We start from the raw sequence: 1,870 nt of genomic DNA on the forward strand, positions 1-1,870 counted from the left end.
GGCGGCACCGACACGCAGCCGATCTGGGCAGACCCGCCGCCCGGCGTCGGGCCGCGGCGGGACTACTCGTACCGCGGTGTCATGCGCTCCGTCGAGGACAGCCTGGGGCGGCTCGGGCTCGACCGGATCGACGTGCTGCACGTCCACGACCCGGACGAGGACTACCCCGTCGCCGTCACCGACGCCTACCGGGCGCTGGCCGAACTCCGCGCGCGCGGCACGGTCGGCGCGGTGTCGATCGGCGTCAACCACGCGCCGGTGGCGGCGCGTTACCTCCGCGAGGCGGCGGCGCCGGGGCCGGACTGCGTGATGCTCGCGGGCCGCTACAACCTGCTGGACCATACGGGGCTCGACGAACTGCTGGCGCTGTGCGCGGCGCGCGGGGTCGCGGTGCTGGCGGCGGGCGTCTACCAGTCCGGCCTGCTCACGGACCCCCGCCCCGACGCCCCCCACGGCTACGCCACGATCCCCGCCGCCCTCGCCGACCGCGTCGCGGCCTGGCACGCCCTCTGCGACCGCTACGCCGTCCCCCCGGCGGCGGCGGCGCTCGCCTTCCCGTTCGGCCACCCGGCGGTGACGAGCGTCGTGGTCGGCGCCCGCACCCCGGCGGAAGTGGCCGACACGGCGACCGCGTTCACCCACCCGGTCCCGGAAGCCCTGTGGACCACGGCCAGATCCACGGGCCTGCTACCCCCGCACGTCCCCACACCCGGGGGCTGATCGCCCGTCAGGTCTCGTCGTTGAGGTCGATGATGCGACACCGCGGGCCTGGTGCGCGGGCGAGTCTGGCGTCGGAGGTCAGCAGCGGAGCATCCAGTCCCTCGGCAAGGGCGACGTAGAAGGCGTCGTAGGAACGCACGCTCCCGAGCTGGCGTACGCGCTCCAGCAGTGGCAGGTGCTCGTGCCGGCGGATGTGCAGGGTCCGGTAGTCGGTCACTGCCCGTGTGGTCTTGTCCCCTGCGAGCATCCCGGCGCGCTCCAGGCGCAGCAGCACAGAGGCGACCTCGGTGTCGATGAGGTACGGGGCGGAGAGCAGGCTCTCGCCGGCCAGGTGGCGGGCGGCGGCCTTGCCCCTGGCACCGCTGTCGACGAGCAGGTCGACGACGGCGGACGAGTCGACGACGATCAACGGTGCTCCTCGTCCGTGAGCGCGGCGGTGTCCACGTCGGTGAGGTCGACCGAGGCGTGCCCGCGGATGCGCGCGACGATCTCGTCCATCGTGGGGATGGTCGCCTCACGTTCGATCAACTCGTGCAGGAAGCCCTGCAGGGACTTCCCTTCCTGGGCAGCACGAACCTTGATCGCTCTCAAGGTGTCTTCGGACACGTCACGAATCGTCACGGCAGTCATGCATGCATAATACCTGCATTCCCAGCGTAATGCCTGCATCCGAAACTCGGACCAATCCGCGGCGGGGGCGGCCTCGAATGGGGGGTGTGAGGAGCCCACTGCGATCCCCTGCCCGCCGCGCCCGGCGCACCGCCGCCGCGCGCACCGCCGCCGCGCCGGCCGCCCGCGCACGTACCGCCGCGGTGCTTGCCGCCGCCGGGGTGTGCGGGCTGATCGCCGCCGGGGCGGCGCTGGGGGTCGCCGAGTTGGCGGCCGTCGGGGTACGGGTCGAGGCGGCGCCGTTGAACGCCGTGGGCGCGGCCGTCGTCGACGCGACGCCGGCCGCCGTCAAGGACTGGGCGATCCGGAACTTCGGCGAGGACGACAAGCTGGTCCTCAAGTCGGGCGTGCTGGTGCTGCTGGCGCTCTTCGCCGTGGCCCTCGGCGTGCTGACGCTACGGATGCGGCGTACCGGATCGGCCGGCGTGCTGGCCTTCGGCGTCCTGGGCGCCGCCGCCGCGCCCAGCCCCGGAGACGCGCT

At 73.6% G+C, this 1,870-nt stretch carries 3 protein-coding genes and 1 pseudogene; 2 read left to right on the top strand and 2 right to left on the bottom strand.

The features are described from left to right. Positions 1-720: aldo/keto reductase (locus H5J30_RS30440; RefSeq protein ID WP_181790659.1), on the top strand; the 720-nt coding region annotated here is incomplete at its 5' end. 7 nt (positions 721-727) lie between these two features. Here the strand turns inward: H5J30_RS30440 and H5J30_RS30445 are convergent. Both H5J30_RS30445 and H5J30_RS30450 read right to left on the bottom strand, forming a co-directional pair. Then, positions 728-1,129 carry a type II toxin-antitoxin system VapC family toxin gene (locus tag H5J30_RS30445; protein ID WP_181790661.1) on the bottom strand — a complete coding sequence of 134 codons (402 nt, stop codon included), beginning with the start codon at positions 1,127-1,129 and terminating at the stop codon, positions 728-730. Continuing rightward, positions 1,126-1,389, bottom strand: a complete 264-nt coding sequence (locus tag H5J30_RS30450) for a FitA-like ribbon-helix-helix domain-containing protein (protein ID WP_374101040.1) — start codon at positions 1,387-1,389, stop codon at positions 1,126-1,128. Before H5J30_RS30450 ends, H5J30_RS30445 begins: the two co-directional genes overlap by 4 nt. Before the next feature lie 47 nt (positions 1,390-1,436). Here H5J30_RS30450 and H5J30_RS30455 point away from each other — a divergent pair. Further along, a pseudogene (locus tag H5J30_RS30455) lies at positions 1,437-1,870 on the top strand (molybdopterin-binding oxidoreductase); the annotation flags it as partial.

Origin of the sequence: Streptomyces phytophilus (assembly GCF_013870535.1) — a bacterium.
Classification (GTDB): domain Bacteria; phylum Actinomycetota; class Actinomycetes; order Streptomycetales; family Streptomycetaceae; genus Streptomyces; species Streptomyces phytophilus.